The organism is Sphingomonas sp. SORGH_AS_0438, assembly GCF_031453475.1.
Taxonomy (GTDB): Bacteria; Pseudomonadota; Alphaproteobacteria; order Sphingomonadales; family Sphingomonadaceae; genus Sphingomonas.
Genome location: NZ_JAVIZS010000003.1, coordinates 31,314 through 50,074, shown reverse-complemented (window position 1 = coordinate 50,074; position 18,761 = coordinate 31,314). Strand labels below are relative to the sequence as shown.

At 68.9% G+C, this 18,761-nt stretch carries 18 protein-coding genes and 1 pseudogene; 12 read left to right on the top strand and 7 right to left on the bottom strand.

From position 1 onward, the window contains the following. Positions 1–62 precede the first annotated feature (62 nt). From QE452_RS18470 to QE452_RS18455, 4 genes are all read left to right on the top strand, one after another. The gene (locus tag QE452_RS18470) at positions 63–2,252 is read left to right on the top strand and encodes a TonB-dependent receptor (RefSeq protein WP_309660317.1); all 2,190 of its coding nucleotides are present in this window, start codon (positions 63–65) and stop codon (positions 2,250–2,252) included. Between the two features lie 29 nt (positions 2,253–2,281). Continuing rightward, the gene (locus tag QE452_RS18465; protein ID WP_309660318.1) at positions 2,282–3,364 is read left to right on the top strand and encodes a PepSY-associated TM helix domain-containing protein; all 1,083 of its coding nucleotides are present in this window, start codon (positions 2,282–2,284) and stop codon (positions 3,362–3,364) included. Between the two features lie 123 nt (positions 3,365–3,487). Continuing rightward, a complete protein-coding gene (locus QE452_RS18460; RefSeq protein WP_309730678.1) occupies positions 3,488–4,552 on the top strand; it encodes a glycoside hydrolase family 5 protein in 1,065 nt (354 codons plus the stop codon). Next, positions 4,549–5,487, top strand: a complete 939-nt coding sequence (locus QE452_RS18455; protein ID WP_309660320.1) for an alpha/beta hydrolase-fold protein — start codon at positions 4,549–4,551, stop codon at positions 5,485–5,487. Before QE452_RS18460 ends, QE452_RS18455 begins: the two co-directional genes overlap by 4 nt. Positions 5,488–5,659: 172 nt before the next feature. On the opposite strand, the gene QE452_RS18450 is transcribed toward QE452_RS18455, so the two are convergent. From QE452_RS18450 to QE452_RS18420, 7 genes and pseudogenes are all read right to left on the bottom strand, one after another. Then, positions 5,660–5,872, bottom strand: a complete 213-nt coding sequence (locus tag QE452_RS18450) for a hypothetical protein (RefSeq protein ID WP_309660321.1) — start codon at positions 5,870–5,872, stop codon at positions 5,660–5,662. A gap of 108 nt (positions 5,873–5,980) precedes the next feature. Further along, positions 5,981–6,118: pseudogene (locus QE452_RS19145) on the bottom strand (PEPxxWA-CTERM sorting domain-containing protein); the annotation flags it as partial. 733 nt (positions 6,119–6,851) lie between these two features. Then, on the bottom strand, positions 6,852–7,445 hold the full coding sequence (locus QE452_RS18440; RefSeq protein ID WP_309660323.1) for an isochorismatase family protein: 594 nt from the start codon (positions 7,443–7,445) through the stop codon (positions 6,852–6,854). An 80-nt stretch (positions 7,446–7,525) separates the two neighbouring features. Continuing rightward, positions 7,526–7,942, bottom strand: a complete 417-nt coding sequence (locus QE452_RS18435) for an ester cyclase (protein WP_309660324.1) — start codon at positions 7,940–7,942, stop codon at positions 7,526–7,528. Positions 7,943–8,000: 58 nt separating this feature from the next. Then, entirely contained in the window at positions 8,001–8,762 is a 762-nt protein-coding gene (locus tag QE452_RS18430) for an SDR family oxidoreductase (RefSeq protein WP_309660325.1), read from the bottom strand. 157 nt (positions 8,763–8,919) lie between these two features. Beyond that, complete coding sequence (locus QE452_RS18425; RefSeq protein ID WP_309660326.1) at positions 8,920–10,005, bottom strand: catalase family protein; 1,086 nt, start codon at positions 10,003–10,005, stop codon at positions 8,920–8,922. 60 nt (positions 10,006–10,065) lie between these two features. Further along, positions 10,066–11,163, bottom strand: a complete 1,098-nt coding sequence (locus tag QE452_RS18420; protein ID WP_309660327.1) for an alpha/beta hydrolase — start codon at positions 11,161–11,163, stop codon at positions 10,066–10,068. Positions 11,164–11,280: 117 nt separating this feature from the next. On the opposite strand from QE452_RS18420, the gene QE452_RS18415 reads away from it, so the two are divergent. The 8 genes from QE452_RS18415 to QE452_RS18380 all read left to right on the top strand — a co-directional run bounded on the left by QE452_RS18415 (position 11,281) and on the right by QE452_RS18380 (position 18,407). Then, the gene (locus tag QE452_RS18415; protein WP_309660328.1) at positions 11,281–12,039 is read left to right on the top strand and encodes a Crp/Fnr family transcriptional regulator; all 759 of its coding nucleotides are present in this window, start codon (positions 11,281–11,283) and stop codon (positions 12,037–12,039) included. Between the two features lie 109 nt (positions 12,040–12,148). After that, complete coding sequence (locus tag QE452_RS18410; protein WP_309660329.1) at positions 12,149–12,451, top strand: cupin domain-containing protein; 303 nt, start codon at positions 12,149–12,151, stop codon at positions 12,449–12,451. Positions 12,452–12,652: 201 nt separating this feature from the next. After that, positions 12,653–13,312, top strand: coding sequence for a glutathione S-transferase (locus QE452_RS18405; protein ID WP_309660330.1), 660 nt, complete (start codon positions 12,653–12,655; stop codon positions 13,310–13,312). A gap of 93 nt (positions 13,313–13,405) precedes the next feature. Beyond that, entirely contained in the window at positions 13,406–13,858 is a 453-nt protein-coding gene (locus QE452_RS18400; protein ID WP_309660331.1) for a MarR family transcriptional regulator, read from the top strand. 5 nt (positions 13,859–13,863) lie between these two features. Further along, entirely contained in the window at positions 13,864–15,864 is a 2,001-nt protein-coding gene (locus tag QE452_RS18395) for an FUSC family protein (protein WP_309660372.1), read from the top strand. Beyond that, positions 15,861–16,088, top strand: coding sequence for a DUF1656 domain-containing protein (locus QE452_RS18390; RefSeq protein WP_309660332.1), 228 nt, complete (start codon positions 15,861–15,863; stop codon positions 16,086–16,088). Before QE452_RS18395 ends, QE452_RS18390 begins: the two co-directional genes overlap by 4 nt. Before the next feature lie 7 nt (positions 16,089–16,095). Continuing rightward, entirely contained in the window at positions 16,096–16,986 is an 891-nt protein-coding gene (locus tag QE452_RS18385; protein WP_309660333.1) for an HlyD family secretion protein, read from the top strand. After that, positions 16,983–18,407 carry an efflux transporter outer membrane subunit gene (locus QE452_RS18380; RefSeq protein ID WP_309730675.1) on the top strand — a complete coding sequence of 475 codons (1,425 nt, stop codon included), beginning with the start codon at positions 16,983–16,985 and terminating at the stop codon, positions 18,405–18,407. The genes QE452_RS18385 and QE452_RS18380 overlap by 4 nt, the downstream gene beginning before the upstream one ends. Positions 18,408–18,761 lie beyond the last annotated feature (354 nt).

The following is an 18,761-nucleotide window of genomic DNA, read 5'->3' as shown; positions in this document are numbered from 1 at the left end:
AACCGGACGCGCTCGTGATCCCACCGCCGGCCGCGATGCCGGCCGGTCGAAAGCCGTTTCGCATGAATCGTTACTGCCTGCTGGCCGGCGCTGCTGCGTCGTGCCTGTTCCTGCCCGCGCGGGGAAGCGCGCAAGGGGCCGCGCCGCCCCAGGCCGCCGCCACCATCATCGTCACCGGCCAGCGCGATGCCGCGGCCGATACCGGCAGCCGGCTGGGCCTCACAGAGGCCGAAACGCCGGCGACGCTCGAACGGCTGACCCAGGCCGATCTCCAGCAGCGCGGCCTGCGCACCGCGCGCGAGGCGTTCGACGGCGTGGTCGGCGCGATCGCCGGCAATGTGCCGGGCAATCCGGCGGTGCTGTCGCTGCGCGGCTTCGCCGGCAATGCCGTGTCGATCCTGCGCGACGGCGTCCGCGTCTCGACCTCGACCGTCGTGCAGCGCGACACCAACACCTGGCATTACGACCGGATCGAGGTGCTGAAAGGCCCCGCCTCGGTCCTGTACGGGGAGGGGGCGCTGGGCGGCGTCGTCAATCTGGTGACGCGCAAGCCCGTGATCGGCGAACGCCGGCTCGACCTGCTCGCCTCGACCGGCAGCTTCGACACCGTCTATGCGGCAGGGGGCGTCAACATCGCCGCGGCGGCCGACCTCGCGATCCGCGCCGATGCCAGCTATCAACGCTCGGACAGCCTGTACGATGTCGACCGCAATGCCAGCCATTCGGCCGGGCTGACCGCCAGCGCCCTGTGGCGGCCCGATCCGCGCTGGTCGCTGCTGATCGGCGTCGAGCATTTCGAGGATCGCTATGACGCGACCTATCAGGGCCTGCCACTGATCCCCGGCCGCTATGCGCTGGAGCCGAGCCGGGCGGTACGCTCGACCGGGGGGCTGGTCGCCGACCGGGCGCTGCGGCGGGTGAACTATAATCCTTTGGGCGCTTATTCCGGGGCGGATGAGACGACGGTGCGCGCGCGGCTGGACGGGGCGATCGGGGGCGGGTGGCGCGTCGCCATCGACCTGACCGGCTATGCCGCCAAGCGGGCCTTCCTGCTGGCGGATACGCAGGTCTTCACCGCGCCGAGCGCGGCCTTCCCGCGAGGCGGCATCCGGCAGAGCTATCAGGATTTCCGCCACGACCATCGCTTTGGGAACGCGCGCGGGCTGGTCGTGAACGAGGGGCGGGTGCGGGGCCTGCGCAACCGGTTCAGCCTGGGCGTGGAGGGGAATGGCACGCGCTTCCGAAGCCCGCGCCGGCAGGCACCGGTGACGGCGCTGCCGCAGGTCGATCTGCGCGACCCGGCGATCATCGCCATCCCGAACGGGCCGGGCGTGTTCACCACCGGCGACGTCACCTTCGATTCCCGGCTGCACCAGCTGTCGCTGTTCGCCGAGGATGCGCTCAACCTGACGTCGCGCTGGCTGGTGCTGGGCGGCGCGCGCTGGGACCATATCGCGCTGACCCGGACGACGATCCAGAATGCGAGCGGCGCGGCCGAGCGCAATGCGCCGCGCTTCGATCCCGTCTCGTGGCGGCTGGGCACGACCTGGACGGCGCGGCCGGGCGTGACCCTCTATGCGCAATATACGACGGCGGTGTCGCCGGTCTCGTCGATCCTGCTCGCCTCGATCGCCAACAGCCGCTTCCGCCTGACCAGCGGCGCGGCCTGGGAAGCGGGTGCGAAGGCGAGCGGTTGGGGTGGGCGGGGCAGCCTCACCGCCTCGGTCTATCGGATCGAACAGCGCGACATCCTGACCCGCGATCCCGATAATCCCGCGCTGAGCGTGCAGGGCGGTCGCCAGTCGTCGCGCGGGGCCGAACTGTCGGCCAGCGTCCAGCCGGCCGCGCCGCTGCGCCTGTCGGCGGGCCTCGCCTATACCGATGCGCGCTATGACCGCCTGTCGGAGCTGGTCGGCGGGGTGCGGGTCGATCGCAGCGGCAAGCGGCCGATCAACGTGCCGGCGACCACGGTCAATGGATCGGCGCTCTATACGATCGGGCGGGTGACGCTGGGCGGGTTCCTGCGCGGGGCGGGAGCCTTCTACACCGACACGGCGAACAGCATCCGCGTCGCCGGCCACCGGCTGGTCGATGCCAGCCTGTCGGTGCCGGTCGGCGACCATGCGACGCTGACCCTGCGCGGGCGCAACCTGACCGACCGCTTCTATGGCGAATATAGCGGCTATCCGACCACCAACGTCTATATCGGCGCGCCGCGATCGGTCGAAGTCGCACTGGCGGGGACGTGGTGAGGGCCGTGGGGGTAAAGGGCGGGGGGGCGATGCGGCGCTGGGTGCGCCGGCTGCATCTCTGGCTGGGGCTCGGCCTGGGGCTGCTCTTCGCGATGATCGGCCTGACGGGATCGGCTTTGGTCTTCTATACGGGCATCGACGCCGTGCTGCATCCCGAGGTGCGGGCGGGGCAGGGCGGTGCCGCGCCCGGCTGGGACTCGCCCGTCTGGGACCGGGCGCTGGCGACGGGCCGCGCGGGGCGCAACGATCCGACGGGGCGATGGACCTTCGAGGCCACGGGCGAGGGCGGGGCGATCCCGGCGCGCTATTATGCCAGGCCCAACCATCATGGCGATCGCGCGATGCTGTGGTTCTCGCGCGACGGCCGTCGCATCCTGCGCGTCGCGCCCTGGGGCGGCTATGCGATGAGCTGGATCTACGAGCTGCACATGCAGCTGCTGGCGGGCGAGACCGGGCAACAGATCGTCGGCTGGTCGGGCGTGGCGATGCTGGTGCTGCTGGTCAGCGGGCTGGCGGCGTGGTGGCCCAAGGGGACATGGCGCAAGGCGCTGGCCTTCAAGCGCAAGGCCGCGCCGCTGCGCCGGGTGCGCGACTGGCACAAGCTGACCGGGCTGGGCAGCGGGATGCTGTTGCTGGTGCTGGTGGCGACGGGGGTGCTGCTGTCGCTGCCGGTCGTCGTACAGGCGCTGTTCGCGCCCGCGCCGCTGCCCGCGCCGACGTCCGAGCCGGGACCGCCGGTCCGCATCGCGCAGGCGCTGAAGGCGGCGCACCGGGCGCTGCCGGACGGGCGGCTGGTCTTTGTCGATGTGCCCAATGCCCCGGACGGGGCGATCCGGGTGCGGATGCAGGTGCCGGGCGATCCGCAGACGCGCTTCACCGCCAGCTATGTCTGGGTGGACCGGCATTCGGGCCGGGTGCTGGCGGTGCGCGATCTGCGCCGGTCGGGCGCGGGGGCGTGGTGGATGGCCTGGGTGAGGCCGCTGCACGACGGGACGGTCGGCGGGCTGTCGACGCGCATCCTGGCGGTGCTGGTCGGGCTGGCCCCGGCGGTGCTGTTCGCGACCGGGCTGCTCCACTGGCTGCGACGCCGGCGCGCTTCTCGCGCGTCCTAGCCGGGAGGGTTGGAGCGGCCCGGCCGACTGGATCGCGGGATTCGACCATCGGACCGGCGACAGGCGCGGATGGTTGCGCTAACCCATTGTCCAGCCTGATCATCGGGCGGGAGGATGTGCTTGATGTGGCTCGGGAAATTCCTGGTTGGCGCGGCGCTGTCGATGGCCGGGCCGGCGCTGGCGCAGTCTCCAGCGATGCCGGCGGGGGCGAGCGTTTCGGCCGGCACGGCGGAGACGGGTCCGGCCTGGGCGACGGCCAAGCGCCTGCGGCGCGGCGTCAACATCATCGGCTATGACCCCTTGTGGCGCGACCCGGCCAAGGCGCGGTTCCAGCCGCGCCATTTCCGCATCATCCGCGAGGGCGGCTTCGACTTCGTGCGCGTCGTGCTCCAGTCCTTCGCGCATATGGACGCGCGCAACCGGCTCGACCCGCAATGGCTGAAGACGCTGGACGGGGTGGTGAAGGGGGCCACCGATGCGGGGCTGGGCGTCATCCTCGACGAGCATGACTTCAATCTCTGTTCCGAAGCGCCGGACGCCTGCGAGCCGAAGCTGATCGCCTTTTGGGAGCAGATCGGCGCGCGCTATCGCGGTGCGCCGGACACGGTGCTGTTCGAGCTGCTCAACGAACCCCATGCGCCGCTCGACGGGCCGCGCTGGAACGCGATGCTGGCGCGGCTGATCCCGGTGGTGCGCGCGACCAATCCGGAGCGGACGCTGGTGATCGGCCCGACCCGCTGGAACAATCTGGAGGAGCTGCCGGGCCTAAACCTGCCCAAGGCGGACCGCAACATCCTGGTCACCTTCCATTCCTATGAGCCGTTCCGCTTCACCCATCAGGGTGCGCCCTGGGCGGAGGACATGAAAGGTTTGAAGAACGTGCCCTTCACCGCGGCGGACGAGGCGCGTATCCGGGCCGATTACGATAAAGTCGCGGCCTGGTCGAAGGCGAACGACCGGCCCGTGCTGATGGGCGAGTTCGGCGCCTATGAGAAGAGCGGCACGCCGGTCGCGGCGCGGGCGCGCTATACCGCGACGGTGCGGCGCGAGGCGGAGGCGCATGGCTTCCCCTGGGCCTATTGGCAGTTCGACAGCGACTTCATCCTCTATGACATCGACCGGGACCGGTGGGTGGAGCCGATCCGCCAGGCGCTGATCCCGCCGGCGCAGCGACCGACCGGACAGTGACCAAGCGGGCGATGCTGGCGCTGGCCGCGCTGCTGGCCCCGGCGCTGCCGGCGGTCGCGGCGCCGGCGTCGGTGCCCGCCGTGCAGGGAACGTCGCGGTTGCAGGGGCCGTTCGAACTGCGGACGCGCGTCTATCCCGGCATCGTGCGCCGCTACTGGGTCTATGTGCCGGCGGGCTATGATCCGGCGCGGCCGCCCAATCTGCTGCTGTTCCAGGACGGGCAGCGGGCGATCAACCCCGATGGGTCGCTCCGCATCCCGGCGGTGCTGGACGACCTGATCGGCCGGGGCGCGATCCCGCCGACCCTGGGCGTCTTCGTCACGCCCGGCCACCGCGCGGCGCATTATCCGGCCAGCCTGGGGCTGGACAATCCCGACCACCGCGTCGCCGAATATGATGCGCTGTCCGACGATTATGCCCGGCTGACGCTGACCGAGCTGCTGCCGGCGGTGGCCCGGCGCTGGCGGTTCGCGGCGGACCCGCGACGCCGGGCGATCGGCGGCACGTCGAGCGGGGCGATCGCCGCCTGGACCGTGGCGTGGCGGCATCCGGAGGCGTTCGGCAACGTCATCAGCTTCATCGGCAGCTATACGTCGATCGGCCTGCGGCTGGGCGCGGACGGCCGGCCGGTGGCCTATGGCGGCGATGTCTATCCGGGGCTGATCCGCAAGTCGCCGATCCGGCCGCTGCGCGTCTTCCTGCAGGACGGGCGCAACGACCTGGACAATGCGCATGGCAACTGGTTCCTCGCCAACCAGCAGATGCTGAAGGCGCTGCAATGGGCCAATGCGCAGGCGGACGCGACGGGGCGGGGCGGTCCGCGCTACGATGTCGATCATGTCTGGACGGAGGGCGGCCATTCGGATGCGGATGGCGGCGCGGTGCTGCCAGGCGTGCTGCGCTGGCTGTGGCGGGACCAGCCGGCGGGACGTTAGAGCCCGATGATATGATCTTGACCTGTAAACGTCATTGCGAGCGTAGCGAAGCAATCCAGGGCGTCACGCGCGGGGCGGTGGATTGCTTCGCTGCGCTCGCAATGACGGCTGGGTCAGTTCGATGTCATCCTGCTCTAAGCCGCGACTGCCGGGGGGCGGGTGGGACCGTCGATCATCCGGGTCCGGCGGGGGGCGGGGGGTCGAGCAGCGTGGCGATCTCGTCGAGACAGTCGAGGATCCGTGCCAGCGCCGTCTCCGCCGCCAGCCGGGCCGCGCCCTCCGCATAGTCGGCCGGCGACAGCCGGTGCGCCGAGGAGCGCACCATCAGCGCCGCCATGCGCATCGTCTCCGGACAGGGTAGCGGTTGCTCCTGCGGCATAGCCATGCTCACTCTTTCCGGCAGCCCGGCTGCCTGGTGGATCGTGCAACATGATGCGAAAAAGCCGCCGGCATCGCTGCCGGCGGCCTTCCTAGCCCCTGCGGGCGGCAGAGATCAGGCGTAGGTGAAGGAGGTGTTGCGACGACGATAGCGCGACGCGGCGCCGACCATCGCGAAACCGACCAGCATCATCGCCCAGGTCGCCGGCTCCGGCACCGCCGCGACGCTGAAATTGGCGACTTCGAACGCGTCGGTGGCCGGCACGTTGGTGAAGGTGACGCTGTTGATCAGCTCACCGCCCGAGGTCGCGAACTGGACATATTGCGAGAAGGCCTGGTTGCCGTTCGTCACCGCGAAGTTCAGGTCCATCGCCGTGTAGGTGTAGCTGTTCTGATTGGTGGTCAGGATCAGCCGGTTCCAGGTGTCGGGCGAACCCCAGAGGAAGCTGAGATAGCTGGTCGGCGCGGTGAAGGTCAGCGTGGCCGGCTGGCCGGCGAGTGGCCCGGCCGCCAGGAAGTTGCCACCGAACACGGTGCCGGCCGGAATGTCGGCAAAGGGACGATCCGCCGTATAGACCTGGCCGCCGCTCAGCGTGGCGACCGTGCCGCCTTCCAGGCCGGCATTGCTGAGCGTGAGGAAATCCGAGGTGTTGCCGCCGAGGCTGGGCGTGACGGCGGCATGGGCGAGGCTGGGAGCGGCGAGCGTGGCGACGCAAAGTGCGACCTTGAACGATTTCATGAGCAAACCCCTGTAGGTCATTAGATTGATTGACCGTGCGATCGGTCCGCCCATCCAAATCAATCAGCGCGATGTTTGTTCATTTCTTGTTAAGCACCTAAGTCCCGAATTGGTACAAGCTGCCCTGGTGCTTGCTCATGACTTGGGCCGAATGAAGTTAGTGGCCTGCCTCGACCGGTGCCGGGGCCGAGGCCGCCACGTCAGGGTCGCGTGGGTTCATCGTCGATGAGACGGGCGCGTAGGAAGATCACGCCGTCGCTTCCAGCCGGACCGGCGCGCCCGTGAAATCATCGGCGAGGACCTGCTCGATCGGCCGCGCGATCCCGCGGGTCAGTCGCGTCGGCACGTCGACCGTGAAACCCCGCGCGACCAGGCCGTCGATCGCCCAGCGCACGCAATAGTCCGATGCCACGCCGACCACTGTCACCTCGGTCACGCCGCGCGCCTTGAGCGTCGCGAAGAAGGCGTCCCGTGCGATCGTCTCACCCGTGGCGACCGACGTCACCTGGCCATCGGGTTCGGCCCACATGTCGAACACCCCCTTTTCGAGGTGATAGACCGGCAGGGCGGGATCGATCGCGGCTCGATCGAGGACATTTTCCCATCCCGGCGTGCCCGTCTCGCAATGGAGGGGAAAGAGTTCGGCCTCCGCCGAGGACGCATAGATGGCAGCCACATGCGTGTCCGCGGTGAAGAGCACGCCGTCCACGTCTTCGGGACGCAGGCCGGCAAGCCAGGTGTTCATGGGCGGGACGATCGCTTCCGCTCCAGCCACCGGCAGCGCCCCGTCGGCCGCCACGAAATCCCGCTGCATGTCCACCACGATCACGAAACGCTTCATGCCTCATCTCCCCGGCAGTGTTGATCACGGTGTCGATGCGCCGGTGACGATCACGACCTTAGTGCCGTCCCCCGGACCTGTCAGGCATCGACCGCGCCGATCTGCTTGAGCAGGTTGAGATTGTCCATCAGCGCCCAATGCTCGACCAGCCGGTCGTCCTCGACGCGGAACAGGTCCATGACCTCGATATCGGTGCGCGTGCCCGTCGCCGGCCTGCCCTCATATTCCCCCGAATGGGTCGCGACCTGACGCAGGTGGACGAGCACCCGGTCCTCCTGCGCCACGACGTTGAGGATCGGATAGGCGATGTCCGAAAAGCCGCCATGCAGCACCTCGGCCAGCTTCCTGATCCCCGCCGGTCCCTCGACCGCGAAGTCCAGCCCGGGATCGTGGCGGACGAAACCGGGTGCGATATGCGCATCCCACCATTGCGTATCGCGGTCGCGAAAGGCGGGGAAATAGGCAAGCGCCAGGGCGGTGTTGGATTCGATCGACATGGATGGTTCCCGAGGCCTTGGGGGAGGGGGGCGGACATGCGGGCCCGCCCCGCGATCGTCACGACAGCGGCGGTTGCCCGTTCGACGCGGTCAGCCCGCCATCGACCGGCAGGTTCACGCCCGTCACGAAATGGGCGTCGTCGCTGGCCAGGAACGCGATCGCGCCGGCGATATCGGCAGGCTCGGCACCGCGCCCCAGCGGAATACGCTCCTCGAACTTGGCGATGAGGTCGGGCTGCTCCTTCATCCCGGCGGTCAGCGCGGTATAGGTAAGCGAGGGATTGACCGCGTTGACGCGGACGCCGTTGCGGGCCTCGTCCATCGCCAAGGCGCGGGTGAAATTGCTCACCGCGCCCTTCGCCGCGCAATAGAAGCTGTGGTTCCAGTCGCCACCCAGTCCCGACACCGACGAAATATTGACGATGCAGCCCTTCGACTGCCGCAGATGGGCGATCGCCGCGCGGCTCATATGGACGACACCGTAGAGGTCGGTCTCGATCACCTTGGTGAATTCGGCGAAGTCGCCCTCGTCGACCTTGCCAAGATGATCGACGCCGGCGTTGTTGACCAGCACGTCGATCCGCCCGAAACGGTCGACCGCCGCCTGGACCAGGGCCTCGCAGGCCGCCCGGTCGGACACGTCGGTTTCGCGACATTCGACCATGCCACCCAGTTCGCCCGCCAAGCTGTCGAGCGCCCCCTTGTCGATGTCGCCCAGGACCAGCGTCGCGCCTTCCTCGGCGAAGCGGCGCGCGGCGCCCTCACCGATGCCGGAGGCGGCACCGGTGATGACGACGACCTTCTCGGAGAAGCGCGCCATCATGCCATCCCCGCCTGGCCGCCGACTTCCTCGACCGCCGCCTTGGGCCGGGCGAATTCGGATTCCTCGGTGCCGCGCGGGGCGATCAGGATGGCGATGGTCTTGCCTTCGAACTTCATGATTGTCCTCTCAAGATCAATGGCATGGGTGTTGGGGGTCAGGCCGGAATGTCCTGGATGCGGGCGGTGTTGGCCGCGGCGATGCCGGTCTCGCGGTGGCGGAAGTCGCTGAGCGCCCGGTAGACCTGCATGCGGGCGCGCATCACGCCGCCAAGCGGGCGATGCGCCTCCAGGCTGTGGGCCGGGCGGAACGTCATCACCTCGTCGAAATAATGGACGCGGTCGGGACCATAGGCGGCCTGTCGCGGCAATCGGATCGTCGCGATGGTGCGATACGGGCTTTCGCTGGTCGGCCAGTCGACGGAGGTGTCCTCGATGGGCTGTGTCCCGGCATCGGTCCACAATTGCGCCCGAAGCTCGAACACCGCATCGTCACCGGCGAAATATTCGACCGTGGCATGGCGGAAGCCATCCTCGTCCTGATGCGGATCGAGCTGCCAGTCGGCGAGCGCCTTTTGCGCGGGCGCCACGGGAAAGGCCCCGATCTTGGCGACATGGTCGCCGAAGCGGACCGGGCACTGGCTGAAATACTCCTCGACCAGCGGGTGGCTGAAGGGATGACCGTAAAAGTCGAGCGTCGGGCTCGGACCCGCGCCAACGGCGTTCAGCACTTTGTTGATGTTCCGGGCGACGGACGCGGCTGCGCTCTTCACCCCCTCGGGCATGGGAACCGTCAGGCCGATCTTCTTGGCTTGCGAGAGGAAGCCGGAGGCGGTCCCGGCCGGGAAGGTCGTGCCGCTGGCGAGGACGAAGTCCTGGGTCGGCGCGTCATGGCCCGGCAGCTTGGCGCCCTCGACGCCGAAGATCTTGATCGACATGCCGCGATGGGTCGAGACCCGGTCACCGAGCTTCTCACCCGGTCCCTGCGCGAAGCGGACCGCGACATCGAACGTGCCCGGCACCGCGAACAGTCCCTGGGCCAGTTCGGGCGGCAGGTCAGGCGCGACGGTCAGCTGGCCGATCACGCAGGCCGTGCTCTTGGCGTGGCTGGCCCGGACCGCGTGCCCGTCGCGCTTCTCGACCGTCTGGCTTTCCTGGGTCATGCCCTGGATGATGCCGTCGATGCTCTGCTGTTCATCGGGCTCGGGGGTTTCAATGTCGTCGCGATAACGTAGATACGCCACGGGAGCTCTCCTATTCGTCTGGAAGCGAAGCGGGAGGGCGATGGTCGCCCTCCCGGTCGGTCAGCGCGCCAGCGCCGTCTTCAGGCGCGCGACGGCAAGGTCGTTCGCCTGCTTCGCGCCGTTCACGACCTTGGCCATGCCGAAGAACTCATGGGTCACGCCGGGAAAGGTCTTCTGCTCGACCTTGTCGCCGGCCGCGCGCATCGCCGTTGCCAGCGTCTCGCCATCCGAGCGCAGCGGATCGATCTGCGCGTTGATGATCGTCGTGGGGGGCAGGCCGCGCAGGTTCGCCGCGACCAGGTTCAGCCGAGGGTCCTGCGCATCCGCCTTGCTGGTCTGGTAATAGTAACCGAACCAGGGCAGCATCGCGGTGTTGAGCGGCTTGGCATTGGCCGAGTCCCGGCGCGACGGCAGCGTCATGCTGCTGTTGGCGATCGGATAGACCGAGACGATGTGGCGCGGCAGCGTCAGGCCGTTGTCGCGGGCATAGATGGCGGTCGCGACCGCGAGGTTGCCGCCGGCGCTTTCCCCGACCGTGGCGATCCGCGCCGGGTCGCCGCCCCAGCTCGCCGCATTCTGCAGCGTCCAGCGATAGGCCGCGGCCGCATCGTCATGCTGGGCCGGGAACTTGAACTCGGGGGCATGGCGATATTCCACCGAGACGACGATGGCGTTCAGCGCCTTGGCCATCGCGCGCGGCGCCGCGTCATAGGTCGCGACATCGGCGATCACCCAGCCGCCGCCATGATAATAGACGATGACCGGCATCGGCTTGCCGCCGGCGGGTGCGTTCGCCGGCTTGTAGATGCGGGCGAACTGCTTGGGATCGGCGCCGTAGGGCATGTCCCGGGTGGCCACCGCGGCGTCCGGTTCCGTGGGCAGGCCCTGCTTGGCCATCGCCGCCTTCGCGCCATCGGCGGCCGAGGGCTGCATCCGCGCCTCGGCCGGGGTCAGCGTCTCGATCGGCTTGCCGCCGAGCGATGCGAGCGCGTCGAGCACCGCCTGCATGTCGGGTGCGGCCTTGGCGGGCTGTACGGCGGTCGCGGGCGGCGAAGGCGGGGGCGGCGCGGTGACGGAGCGCGGCGACTGCGCGACGGCGGGGGAGGCGGCGACGATGAGGGCGGCCGCGAGCGGGCCGAAGCGATAGATGCTGCGCAAGTTACTCTCCTGTTGAGTCATGGAGGCAACCCACCAGCGGCAACGACTGTTTCGGTACGGAACTAGACGGAGCGGACGGGGGTGACAGATGTCCCGTCCCGATCATAGGTTGACCAAATGGACGCCCAGCTCTTCCACCTATCGGACCAGAACGCGTCGCTTTACGAACAGCGGGAAGAGAATGGGCTGCTGCGCCTGCTGTCCGGCCGGGAACGGGCGGTGCTGGAGCCGCATCTCGAACGCGTTTCCTTCCGCAACGGCGACATCATCGCGCGTGCCGGCGACCCTGCCGAGACCATCTGCTTTCCCCTGACCGGCATTGCGGCCGTGCTTGACTCGCTGGAAGACGATCGACGCTATGCGGTCGCCCTGGTGGGGAGCGAGGGCTTTATCGGCTGGCCGGTGCTGCTCGGCAACGACCGCTGGCCGCATGATGTCGTCATGCGCGCCGAGAACGGCGTCGCGATGCGGTTGCGGACCGAGCATCTGCAGGCGGCGATCGACGCCCAGCCGAATATCCGCACGCTCCTGTTGCGCTTCACCGGGATCCTGATGAGCCAGATGGCGCGAACGATCGTGTCGTCGCTCGCCCATTCGATCGAACGGCGGATGGCGCGCTGGATCCTCCTCTACCACGACCGCGTCCGGGCGGACGAGATCTGCATGACGCATGAGGAGTTCCGGTTGATGCTCGGTGTCCGCCGCAGCAGCGTCACCGATGCGCTGCACAGGCTGGAGGAAAGCCAGGCGATCCGCTCCACCAGGGGGCGTCTGGTCGTCCGCGATCGCGATGCGCTGCTGGCGCTGGCCGGCGATACCTATGGCTATGCCGAAGAAGAGTATCGGCGCATCCTCTCTTCCCCCGGTGCGGCTTGACCGCCGCGCCGGGGCTATGCCCGTGTTCCGCAACCGTGCCGCCCATGCGCATCGGTAGAAGCGGGATAATCTATAAGATGATGTCAGGACGAGGTGATCGATGCCGCCTATGACGGACTTTTCCGAGACGTTCGCACGACTGGCCGGCACGGGCGGGAACGAAGAGACCGTGACGCTGGGCGGGATGAACATCCGAATGGTGCGGGTGCCCGGCGGGGGACCGGGGAGATGGGATAGCCACAGCCATACGGCCGAGACCGTCATCGTCTGGAGCGGCGATTTCCTGGTCGAGTTCCGGGACCATAATGTCTCGCTGACATCGGGCCAATGCTGCGTCGTGCCGGTCGGTGCCGAGCATCGGGGCACATCGCGGGGTGGGGCGAACGTCGTTCTGATCACGCACGTTCATTAACAAGCCCGAGGCTGGGCGACGATCCGGGCGCTCGCGGGTCCCGACAGGAGGAGGGCGAGGGCTGCGGAGGTTCGTAGCCGCCTCGGTGCATCATTCCATTGCCGCCAGGATAGGGCAATCCGCTTATCCGGCTCGCATCCTTCGGCTTTCCTCCCGATCGGGGGGATTTTTGCGGCAAGGAACGGGCCGTATGGCGGGGTAATGACCGACCCGATCCTCTACAGCTTTCGTCGTTGTCCCTTCGCGATGCGCGCGCGGTTGGCGCTGGACGTCAGCGGTGTGCGCCACGCGCTTCGGGAGGTCAGGCTGTCCGACAAGCCTGCCGCCCTGCTCGCCGCGTCGCCCAAGGCCACGGTGCCGGTGCTCGTGACGGCGGAGGGCGGGGTGATCGAGGAAAGCCTCGCGATCATGCGGTGGGCGCTGCGCATCCGCGACCCGGAAGACTGGCTCGCGCGCGACGATCCCGCGCTGATCGCGGCAAACGACGATGTGTTCAAACACCATCTCGACCGCTATAAATATCCCGATCGCCACGGTTCGGACCCCGTCCGGCATCGCGATTGCGGCTTCGCGTTCCTCAAGGATCTGGAGACGCGGATCGAGGGGGGCGGTCAGCTCTGCGGCGCGAAGGCGGGACTGACGGATGCCGCGCTCATGCCGTTCGTCCGGCAGTTCGCCCAGGTCGATCGGGGGTGGTTCGACGCCTTGCCCCTGCCACGGCTGCAATCATGGCTGGCGAGCCATCTTGCCTCGGATCGCTTCGCGCGGATCATGCACAAGGTTTCGCCCTGGTCTCCGGGGGAGATGGCGATCGTCGTCGACGGGCTGACGCACGTGGATCGGCGATGCGATCCCGGCTGATCAATGCGAACTTGCGGCCGGAAGCAACGGAGCGAGGCCCCTCGCACGCTGTCACGGCTTGCAGTCCAATAGATAGCCATCTATCTAAATGGCGTGAACGATCTTCCGGCTCTCCAGCGTCAGTTCTCCGCCTGCCTCGTGCCGATGGCGCGGGGATATCGGCGGCATCTCAATCGCGGGCTTGCGGGCCTGTCGCTGTCGCATACCGCCGCGCTGGCAGTGATGCTGGTCGGACGGGCGGGGCAGGGGATGCGCCAGGGTGGGTTGGCGGACCGGCTCGGGGTGGAGGCGCCATCGGTGGTGCCGCTGCTCGACCAGCTCGAACGGAGCGGGCTGGTCGAACGCCGCGTGGACGTCACCGACAAGCGCGTGCGCCTGCTCCATCTGACCGATGACGGCCGGGCCGTCGCGGCGCAGGTCGAGGAACGGACCGCCGCGATCCGCGCGGAGCTGTTCGCCGGCATCGACGCGGACGACCTGATCGCCGCGACCCGCGTGCTCGACCGGCTGCACGCCGCGTTCGACGCGGTCGGCGAGGCCGAGTGACCGCCATGCCCCGGATCGGCCTGCGCGAGACGATCTTCTCCGTCAATTGCTTCGCAGCGGCGATGCTTGCCTTGTTCGTCTCCTTCTCGCTGGGGCTGGAGCGGCCCTTCTGGGCGATGGCGACCGTCTACATCACCAGCCAGCCGATGAGCGGCGCGGTGCGGTCGAAGGCGGTGTTCCGGCTGGCCGGCACCGCGATCGGCGGGCTGGTCACGGTGCTGCTGGTGCCGACCTTGGTCAACGCGCCGGTGCTGCTGAGCCTCGCCCTCGCTTCATGGGTGGCGGGGTGCCAGTTCGTGTCGCTGCTCGACCGGACGCCGCGTTCCTATCTGTTCATGCTGGCCGGCTATACGGCCGCGCTGATCGGCTTCCCCTCGGTGACCCATCCGGAGGCCATCTTCGACACTGCGGTGCTGCGGGTGCAGGAGATCGGCATCGGCGTGCTGTGCGCGGCGGTGATCCATTCGGTGATCTTTCCGCGCAGCGTCGTCGGCGTGTACGGCACGCGCGCCAAGGCCGTACTGGCGACCGCGGAACATTGGATCGCCGATATCCTTGCCGAGGAACCTGCCACCCGGACCGCGCCGGAGCGGCGCCGGCTGGCGGCGGACGTCACCGATCTGCATGTGACCGCCACGCACATCCCGTTCGACACGGCCCGTATTCGCCCGACCCGGGCGTTGCTGACCGGCTTGCAGGACCGGCTCGTCCAGCTCATCCCCCTGGTCTCCGCGGTCGAGGATCGCTTGCGCGGCCTGGCCGCGATCGGTCCGCTGCCGCCGGAGGTTTCGCAAGCGGTGGCGCAGGTACGCGGCTGGGTGGTCGATCCGACAGCGTCGCCGGGTGCGGATGGCATCGTTCAGGAGGGGCGTGTCTCCGACCAGCCGGATGCGGGCAAGCCGGATATCGCCCCGCCGACACAGGCGCGGGACTGGCCCGGGCTGCTGGCGCTCAACCTGATCGCGCGGTTGGGCGAGCTGGTCGACGCGCTGGCCGAGACGCGCGCGCTGGTCGCTGCCGTGGCCGATCCCGAGGCGCCGCGTGCGCCCGTCGCCGGGGTGACCGCGCGGCCGCTCCACCGCGACTACGGCCTTGCCCTGCTGTCGGCGACGGCGACGCTGCTGACGGTGCTGGGCTGCTGCCTGTTCTGGGTCGTCACCGGCTGGCCCGAAGGCGCGGTCGCGGCGATGATCGCGGCGGTGGTCTGCTGCTTCTTTGCGACGCTCGACGATCCGGTGCCCGCGCAGCGTGGCTTCCTGATCTGGACGGTCGCGTCGCTGCCGCTCGCTGCCGTGTATCTGTTCGCGATCCTGCCGATGATCGACGGCTTCGCGATGCTGTGCCTGGCGCTGGCCCCGGCGCTGCTCGCCCTTGGCGCGGTGATGGCGATCCCGAGCTGGTACGGGCGGATGATACCGATGCTGATCGGCTTTGCCGGCGGACTGGCGCTGACCAACGTCTATACCGTCGATGCGGCCGGCTTCTTCAACAGCAGCGTCGCGCAGGTGATCGGCGTCGCCGCGGCGATGACGATGACGCGGCTGGTGCGCAGTATCGGCGCGGGCACCGCGATCCGCCGCCTGCGCCGGGCCGGCTGGCGGGATCTCGCCCTGCTCGCCGAGCGGCCATCGCGATTGCCGACCTGGCGCAGCCGGATGCTCGACCGTGTCGGCCTGCTCGCCGGCCGGATCGGCGAGGTGGAGGACGAGGAGCGCGATGCCGCCGCAACGGCGCTGCGCGAGTTGCGCATGGGCCTCAGCCTCGCGCAGATCGCGCCCGATCCGCAACATGCGGCGCTGCGGAGCGCGCTCGGCGCCTGGTTCGGGCAATTGGCGAACGGTCGCGAACCGGCCCCGCCGCCCGCCCTGCTCGACGATATCGACCGCGCGATCGCGAGCGATCTGGCTCGGGATGCCGATCCGCAACGGCTGGCGGCCCTGGTCGGGTTACGCCGCAATGTCTTTCCGGCCGCGCCGGCCTGGATCGAACGGGGGATGGCCGCATGACCGGCGATATCGATCTGGGCGGCGTGTTCGTCCATCCGTTGCTTATCGCGGCCTTCCTCGCCTTCGTCGCCGCGGAGCTGATCGGCTGGGCGCTGGCCAAGGCGCGGCTCTACCGCTTCGTCTGGCATCGCGGCCTGTTCGACGTGGCGCTCACCATCATCCTGTGGGCCGGAATCGCCGGCCTGATCACCGGCGGCAATCCCGCCGCGGCATTCTTCGGCTAAAAGGCTTATGACCCTGCAACCCTCCCTTCGCCTGGCGACGCGCATCGTCGTGACGCTGATCGTCGTGGCCCTGGCGCTGTTCGCCGCCCGCCGCCTCTGGGCGCATTACGAGACGGACCCCTGGACCCGCGACGGCCGCGTGCGCGCCGATATCGTCCAGGTCGCACCCGACGTCTCGGGCCTGGTTACGCAGGTGTTCGTCCACGACAACCAGACGGTCGTCGTCGGCACGCCGCTGTTCCGCGTCGACACGCCGCGCTATCGGCTGGCGGTGTCGCAGGCGGCCGCGACGGTCGCGTCGCAGATGGCCCAGCTGGCGCAGGCGCGGCGCGAGGCGCAGCGCAACCGCGCGCTGGGCGACCTCGTCGCGGGGGAGGTGCGCGAACAGGGGGATGCCAAGGTCGCGCAACTCGTCGCCCTGCTGGATCAGGCGCGCGTCGCACTCGCCACGGCCCGGCTCAATCTCGCGCGGACCGAGGTGCGGGCGAGCGTCGCCGGTACGGTCAGCAACTTCGAGCTGCGCCCCGGCGACTATGCCACCGCAGGCCATCCGGAGTTCGCGATCATCGACCGGGGATCGCTGCACATCATCGGCTATTTCGAGGAAACGAAGCTGCCCCGCATCCATGTCGGCGATCCCGTCCAGGTGCGGTTGATGGGGGAAGACCGCGTCATCGCCGGTCACGTCCAGAGCATCGCCGGGGGGATCGAGGATCGCGATCGCAGCGCCGGCGCGAACCTGCTCGCCAACGTCAATCCGACATTCAGCTGGGTCCGCCTGGCGCAACGCATCCCGGTGCGGATCGCGATCGACCATATGCCCGCCGGCGAGACACTGGTCGTCGGTCGCACCGCCACGGTCGAGGTACTTCCGCGCGCCACGGGAGCACACGCATGACCCTGCGTCGTTCCGCCGCTCTGATCGGCACCAGTCTGCTCGCGGCCTGTTCGACGGTCGGCCCGGACTATCACCGCCCCGCAACGGCGGTGATCGACCGGCCGAGCGCCACCGCGCCCTTCGCCGGGGGCAACGAGGCGGCCTTCGCCGCGCTTCAGCCCGTCCCGGACCGATGGTGGCGGCTGTATCAGGATCCGACGCTCGACCGTCTGGTGACGCAGGCGCTCGCGGCCAACACCGATCTGCGCGTGGCTGCCGCCAATATCGCGCGGGCGCAGGCATCGGTGGATATTGCGGAGGAAGGACGCCGCCCGCAGGCGACCCTGCAGGCCGCCCCCGGCTATGGTCAGCGATCGACGGAGGAGGAACTGCTTCCCGGTGCCCCGCTGCCGCGCAACTTCGTCTATTCGGCAACCGCCGGCATTGCCTATCAGGTCGATCTCGTCGGCCAGGTCCGCCGCGCGATCGAGGCGGCGGATGCCGACCTCGCCGCGACTCGGGCCGCCTATGACGGCGTCCGCGTCACCGTCGCGGCCGACACGACCCGCGCCTATCTCGATGCCTGTTCGGCAGGGCGGGAGATCGGCGTGGCGCAGCGCGCGCTGACGCTGCAATCGCGGACGACGGCGTTGACCCGGCGGCTCGTCCGTGGCGGTCGCGGCATCTCGCTCGACGCCACGCGATCGGCGACGCAGGAGGCGCAGGTGCGGGCGACGATGCCGGGCCTGCGGGCGGCGCGGCAACTCGCCCTCTATCGGCTGGCGACGCTCACCGGTCGCCCGCCGGCCGAGTTCGACCGCGATGTCGCCGCCTGTGCCGCCGAGCCGCGGCTTACGCGACCGATCCCGATCGGCGATGGCGCGTCGCTCCTACGCCGTCGTCCCGATGTGCGCCGCGCCGAACTGGAACTGCGCGCCGCGACGGCGCGGATCGGGGTCGCCACCGGCGATCTCTATCCTCATGTCTCGCTGGGCGCATCGCTCGGATCGGTGGGCCTCGCCGAGCGGGCGCTGTCGGGCGATACGTATAAATTCTCGCTGGGGCCGCTGATCAGCTGGCAATTCCCCAATCGTGGGCGGGTTCGCGCGCGGATCGCGGCCGCGAATGCGGAAAGCGATGCCGCGTTCGCGCGGTTCGATGGGACGGTGTTGAACGCTCTGCGCGAGACGGAAAGCGCGCTGACCGTCTATGCCCGCGACCTCGACCGTACGGCCGCGCTGCGCGACGCGGATGCCCAGGCCGCCAAGGCGGCGCGCGACGCGGAGACCTTGTTCCGCGCCGGGCGGACCGGTTTCCTCCCGGTCCTCGACGCGCAACGCACGGCGATCACCGCTGAACAGGCGCTTGCCGCTGCGGAGAGCCGGCTATCGGCTGACCAGGTGCAGCTATTCCTCGCGCTGGGTGGCGGCTGGCAGGTCTGAGATCGGTCGCGACGCGCCGGCCTTGCCCTCGCCGTCTGCGACGAAGCGAGGGTCTGATCATTCCCTGGTTTGACGGCCACCGATGACAGGCTCTGCGTAGCCAGGAGGTGTTCTGATGGCGAGCACAACGAAGCGTCGTTTCACGGACGAGTTCAAGCGCGAGGCCGTGTCGCTGAATTTGAGATAGAGTAGGAGATTGACGGTCGATGCGGCGTGTGAAACGCATCGGCAAATAGCGCTCGATAAGAAATGTTATGTTAAGGTATAACCCATTTTTTTGGATATCCGATGCGGTGCTTCGATAAGGCGGTCGAGCCGACCTACTTCCAGTCGAGGCATCGCCGTTTCGTTCAG

Coding starts and splice junctions, on each gene's coding strand:
- QE452_RS18390 (WP_309660332.1), top strand. CDS start 15,861: ATGACCGGCGATATCGATCTGGGCGGCGTGTTCGTCCATCCGTTGCTT.
- QE452_RS18410 (WP_309660329.1), top strand. CDS start 12,149: ATGACGGACTTTTCCGAGACGTTCGCACGACTGGCCGGCACGGGCGGG.
- QE452_RS18440 (WP_309660323.1), bottom strand. CDS start 7,445: ATGAAGCGTTTCGTGATCGTGGTGGACATGCAGCGGGATTTCGTGGCG.
- QE452_RS18470 (WP_309660317.1), top strand. CDS start 63: ATGAATCGTTACTGCCTGCTGGCCGGCGCTGCTGCGTCGTGCCTGTTC.
- QE452_RS18460 (WP_309730678.1), top strand. CDS start 3,488: ATGTGGCTCGGGAAATTCCTGGTTGGCGCGGCGCTGTCGATGGCCGGG.
- QE452_RS18435 (WP_309660324.1), bottom strand. CDS start 7,942: ATGTCGATCGAATCCAACACCGCCCTGGCGCTTGCCTATTTCCCCGCC.
- QE452_RS18465 (WP_309660318.1), top strand. CDS start 2,282: ATGCGGCGCTGGGTGCGCCGGCTGCATCTCTGGCTGGGGCTCGGCCTG.
- QE452_RS18450 (WP_309660321.1), bottom strand. CDS start 5,872: ATGGCTATGCCGCAGGAGCAACCGCTACCCTGTCCGGAGACGATGCGC.
- QE452_RS18415 (WP_309660328.1), top strand. CDS start 11,281: ATGGACGCCCAGCTCTTCCACCTATCGGACCAGAACGCGTCGCTTTAC.
- QE452_RS18380 (WP_309730675.1), top strand. CDS start 16,983: ATGACCCTGCGTCGTTCCGCCGCTCTGATCGGCACCAGTCTGCTCGCG.
- QE452_RS18395 (WP_309660372.1), top strand. CDS start 13,864: ATGCCCCGGATCGGCCTGCGCGAGACGATCTTCTCCGTCAATTGCTTC.
- QE452_RS18430 (WP_309660325.1), bottom strand. CDS start 8,762: ATGGCGCGCTTCTCCGAGAAGGTCGTCGTCATCACCGGTGCCGCCTCC.
- QE452_RS18385 (WP_309660333.1), top strand. CDS start 16,096: ATGACCCTGCAACCCTCCCTTCGCCTGGCGACGCGCATCGTCGTGACG.
- QE452_RS18405 (WP_309660330.1), top strand. CDS start 12,653: ATGACCGACCCGATCCTCTACAGCTTTCGTCGTTGTCCCTTCGCGATG.